Here is a 4,333-nt window from a genome sequence, read left to right as displayed (position 1 = left end):
TCTGTATGTTCGTCAACACGATTCTTGAGATTAGGTACGCGGCGCTCGCGATTGAAAAGTCCTTCTAAACCATCGGTTTCAACGAGTTCTTGATAGCGATAAAACGTGTCGCTTGATACGCCCATAATCTTGCAGGCTTTGGAGACGTTTTGAAGCTCTGAAACAAGATTGAGCAATCCAGCTTTATGTTTAATGATTGGGTTGTTAGTATGAAACATGAGCGTTACCATTCTCTACAAAGGGCTGCCTAAAAACACCGCTCAGCAATTTACGCGTTTGGCTTTGCTAATTTGGTGCTGGCACGCTGATGCCTCTGTTATTCAGACAGTCAAGTTGCGCACTAAAAACGAAAAATTGGGAGAATAGTATAAAAATACTGCGTATCAGGCTGAAAATCGCAGGATTCCCCCCGCATCCGGTAACTAAGCACCTAGATCGGTTATGCGGTGAATTGTTCAGCGTTTCCTTAAGATAAATATTATGAATAAAGTTGATCAGATAATACTTGAAATCGGTGAGCGTCCTACGGCTGTGAGAACTGCTGTACTTGGTGTTTTGTGGAATGCAGGAACTGCTCTTGCTCATCCGGAAATTCTTGAAAGACTTAAAGCGCTGGGTGAGTTTGATCGGGTCACTGTTTATCGGGTGCTAGATTGGCTTGTTATTCATGGATTGGCTCATAAAGTTGCTGGTACCGGCCGAGCGTGCCGATTTCAGGCTACGCACCCTGATACGACTCACCGGCATGCACATTTTCAATGTAGGGCGTGTGGAAAGATTTGCTGCCTAACAGAAATAGAACCAGAGCTAACCAATTTACCTAAGCATTTTACGGTTGAGTCAATTGAACTCAATATCAAGGGCGTCTGCAACAATTGCAGTCGTCCTGTATTCCGGTAACTCTATCTGACGTCAATAAAATAAAATCATGCAACTATGTTGCATGATTTTATTTTTCGCGGTTATAATGCAACATTATTGCATTTTTGGTTGCGCGCATAAACCTTAAAGCCCGTTTGTTTATTTAAATGAAAAAGCCTAAAAATATTTATTTTTCTGGTTATCTACATACTGTAATTAAATTCAAAAAATATTTTAAATATATTAAGCAGTGCTTTCTGGTCATGCTATGTGCGATCTGCAGATGTATAACCGCAATACATTGGACCTTAATTTAATAATCATGATTTTGTTATCAATAATTTTAGCGACACTAGTAGGCGGCGTTGTTTCAGTTCTGCTAGCGGCAACACTTTCCCTCTCCATGTTGGCCCGCTTTGCTGACAAGATGGTGGCTTATTCCGTGGGAGTCATGCTAGCCTTTTCTTTAACCGAAATGTTGCCGGAAGCAATAGAACTCGGCTTGGATATGGAGCAGGCCGGGTGGATACTGTTAGGTGGTCTGGCTGGATTTTTTCTGTTGGAAAAAGCGGCATTGTGGCGTCATGACCATTCTGCAACAAATGGGCAAGTTTCAAATCATCCACAAGTTGCAATGATTATCGTGGGGGACAGCCTGCATAATTTCGTGGACGGTATTCTGATTGCAGCTGCTTTTCTTGCTGACCCTAAGCTTGGATGGGTAACAGCATTGGCCATATTGGTGCATGAAATTCCGCAAGAAATATCGGATTTCATGATCATGCTTGGGGCGGGGGTGCCCAAATTTCGTGCACTTGCGTTGAATGCTTTATCTGGAGTCGCCATGACTTTAGGTGGTGTGCTTGGTTGGCTGGCGCTAGGTCACCTACAGATTGCAATCCCTTACATGCTGATTCTGGTATCAGCCAGTTTTATTTACATTTCAGTTGCCGACTTAGTACCCCAGCTTCACCGTCAATACAAACCACACGATACGTTAACCCAATTCATGCTGATGTTGCTTGGTGCAGGTACTGCAAAGCTGGCTCATTTGCTACATTGATGAAAAGCGAACCAGTAAGCTTCCTGAAATTGATTGCTTGGGAACAAGTATATTTTCAACAGATCCAGCACGATAACAATATGGCAAGAATGGTGAAAACAAACATTTTAATAACCGATATTCAACAAATATTATAGGCAAATCCATGCGAAATCTTCCTGTAACAGTTCTGTCCGGTTTTTTAGGTGCTGGCAAAACAACCTTGCTTAATCACGTATTGAACAACCGCGAAGGGAAACGCGTAGCCGTGATTGTTAATGATATGTCGGAGATTAACATTGACGCCCAATTAGTACGTCAAGGAGATGCTCAATTGTCGCGTGCCGAGGAAAAGTTAGTCGAAATGACCAATGGATGTATTTGTTGCACTTTGCGCGAAGATTTATTGCTGGAAATAAACCGGCTGGCGAAAGAAGACCGGTTTGATTACTTGTTGATCGAATCGACGGGGATTTCTGAACCTCTGCCAATTGCAGAGACGTTTACATTCGCGGATGAGCAAGGCCGCAGTTTATCCGATGTGGCACGGTTGGATACGATGGTTACAGTAGTCGATGCCTTTAATTTTTTTCGTGATTACCAATCCTCTGATTCCATAATTGAACGCGGTGAAAATCTGGGTAAAGATGATGACCGCACTGTGGTTGATTTGCTGGTTGATCAAGTAGAGTTTTGCGATGTGATTGTCATCAATAAGGCAGATCTGGTTAGCAGTGATTATCTCGATTGGCTCCATCATATTTTGGCTAGCCTTAATCCACGCGCTAAAATTGTAGTTTCAGAGTTTGGTTGCGTACCGATGGACATTATCATGAACACCGGATTATTCGATTTTGATCAAGCCGAGCAAGCTCCCGGCTGGTTAAAAGAGTTGCGTGGAGAACATCTACCGGAAAGTGTTCAATACGGTATCAAAAGTTTTGTTTATCGTGCCTCCCGTCCATTTCATCCTGAACGGTTCTGGAAATTGATTCACAGTGAATGGAAAGGCGTACTGCGCTCGAAAGGGTATTTCTGGTTGGCCTCTCGTTTCGATTTTGCGGGTAGCTGGTCACAGGCCGGTGGCGCCTGTCGCCATGGTCATGCCGGCTTGTGGTGGGCTGTAGTGGATACCTCCCAATGGCCTGATGATCAGGAAAGTCTTGCCCAGATTAAAGCAAACTGGAACACCGATTTCGGCGATCGTCGTCAAGAATTGGTGTTTATAGGCATCGATATGAATAAACACAGAATAAGTAATTCACTAAATGCCTGCTTACTGACGGATTATGAAATTGAACAGGGCAAAGAGACGTGGCATACCTTGCCTGATCCGTTCCCGCATTGGGACACAAACATGGATCATAAATTCCCGGGAGAAGCGCAATGAGTGTCGCTATCCAATACCGATCACCGCAATTGCCAGCAATGGAGCCATCAAGCGAACTGCTTTGGCTGACTGACATTTTTGAACCAGAAACACAGGTTGTGATGGTTAAACGGAACCCTGATTCAGTTATCGACGACTATCTTGCCGTTGCAGCACTCCAAATGGGCGGTGGTTTTCGTCATGTTCTGAAGTCGGGGGCAACTGTTCCGCATCACTTACTACCAGCGCATACGGGGCAGGAGGCCTTTGCCGCTGACCTCAATCAGCTCGTGGAGATATATACCGACCTGCTGGATTGTCCGTCTGTTGGATTGAGGCTGGAAGTGATGAATCGTGCCATGTGTCCGCGCTTCCATGTCGATCACGTCGGTATTCGCTTGCTGTGCACTTATCGCGGCCCAGCTACCGAATGGCTAGAGGATGCCTGCGCAGATCGCAGCAAATTGGGGCCCGCTCTCCCTGATGTTTCAGACGAGAATTCCGGGGTTATCCTGAACCCGGCCGGTATTCATCGTGCTACACCCTATGCCATTGTTTTGCTCAAGGGTTCTCAATGGCAGGGTAATGAGGGCAGTGGCATCATTCATCGCTCACCCATTGTCCCTTCAAACAAAGCACCCAGGGTGTTGCTTGCCTTGGATGCACTTTGGTAAATATATTTGAAAGGAGATCGGTTATGATCAATTGCAAGTTTTTCTTGCTGCTTCTTATACTATTTGCGCCGTTGCCCACCATGGCAGCGGGAGCACATGTGCACGGTGTGGCCACCCTGCAGCTTGCTTTGGACGACAGTTCGCTGCATCCAGTAGTACCTTGAAAACAGTTTTCTCAAATATTTCTATGGGTTTCGCCAGTTATCAGATCAAGGCTGACTTGATTGAGTATTACAAGTCGCCGATTGATCACAGTAACAGGCGTTGATTGCCACAGTTATGCGATTATCCCGTACCCTATTCCCGCTACTGATTACCTTGTTGCTGCTTTGTGCACAGCAAGGCGGGGCGATGCATGCTCTAAGTCATGTACTTGCGGAGCATGAT

6 protein-coding genes are annotated in these 4,333 nt (G+C 45.2%); 5 read left to right on the top strand and 1 reads right to left on the bottom strand.

Annotation, left to right across the window (positions count from 1 at the left end):
- A partial coding sequence (locus MJ770_RS09610) for a helix-turn-helix domain-containing protein (RefSeq protein ID WP_239253357.1) occupies positions 1-218 on the bottom strand: 218 nt, incomplete at its 3' end.
- A gap of 262 nt (positions 219-480) precedes the next feature.
- Here MJ770_RS09610 and MJ770_RS09605 point away from each other — a divergent pair.
- The 5 genes from MJ770_RS09605 to MJ770_RS09585 all read left to right on the top strand — a co-directional run bounded on the left by MJ770_RS09605 (position 481) and on the right by MJ770_RS09585 (position 4,110).
- Positions 481-900 carry a Fur family transcriptional regulator gene (locus tag MJ770_RS09605; protein WP_239253356.1) on the top strand — a complete coding sequence of 140 codons (420 nt, stop codon included), beginning with the start codon at positions 481-483 and terminating at the stop codon, positions 898-900.
- A gap of 283 nt (positions 901-1,183) precedes the next feature.
- Positions 1,184-1,924: a ZIP family metal transporter gene (locus tag MJ770_RS09600; RefSeq protein WP_239253353.1), complete on the top strand. Its 741-nt coding sequence runs from the start codon at positions 1,184-1,186 to the stop codon at positions 1,922-1,924.
- Positions 1,925-2,069: 145 nt separating this feature from the next.
- On the top strand, positions 2,070-3,293 hold the full coding sequence (gene zigA / locus MJ770_RS09595) for a zinc metallochaperone GTPase ZigA (protein WP_239253352.1): 1,224 nt from the start codon (positions 2,070-2,072) through the stop codon (positions 3,291-3,293).
- Positions 3,290-3,946: a DUF1826 domain-containing protein gene (locus MJ770_RS09590; RefSeq protein WP_239253351.1), complete on the top strand. Its 657-nt coding sequence runs from the start codon at positions 3,290-3,292 to the stop codon at positions 3,944-3,946. The genes zigA and MJ770_RS09590 overlap by 4 nt, the downstream gene beginning before the upstream one ends.
- 23 nt (positions 3,947-3,969) lie before the next feature.
- The gene (locus MJ770_RS09585) at positions 3,970-4,110 is read left to right on the top strand and encodes a DUF2796 domain-containing protein (protein WP_239253350.1); all 141 of its coding nucleotides are present in this window, start codon (positions 3,970-3,972) and stop codon (positions 4,108-4,110) included.
- Positions 4,111-4,333 lie beyond the last annotated feature (223 nt).

It is taken from the genome of Candidatus Nitrotoga sp. M5, assembly GCF_927904885.1.
Classification (GTDB): Bacteria; Pseudomonadota; Gammaproteobacteria; order Burkholderiales; family Gallionellaceae; genus Nitrotoga.
The sequence above is the reverse complement of the archived record's forward strand: the minus strand, read 5'-3'. Positions and strand labels throughout refer to the sequence as shown.

Excerpts from the sequence above, each read along its gene's own strand:
- MJ770_RS09605 (WP_239253356.1), top strand. The coding sequence starts at position 481 with ATGAATAAAGTTGATCAGATAATACTTGAAATCGGTGAGCGTCCTACG.
- MJ770_RS09600 (WP_239253353.1), top strand. The coding sequence starts at position 1,184 with ATGATTTTGTTATCAATAATTTTAGCGACACTAGTAGGCGGCGTTGTT.
- zigA (WP_239253352.1), top strand. The coding sequence starts at position 2,070 with ATGCGAAATCTTCCTGTAACAGTTCTGTCCGGTTTTTTAGGTGCTGGC.
- MJ770_RS09590 (WP_239253351.1), top strand. The coding sequence starts at position 3,290 with ATGAGTGTCGCTATCCAATACCGATCACCGCAATTGCCAGCAATGGAG.
- MJ770_RS09585 (WP_239253350.1), top strand. The coding sequence starts at position 3,970 with ATGATCAATTGCAAGTTTTTCTTGCTGCTTCTTATACTATTTGCGCCG.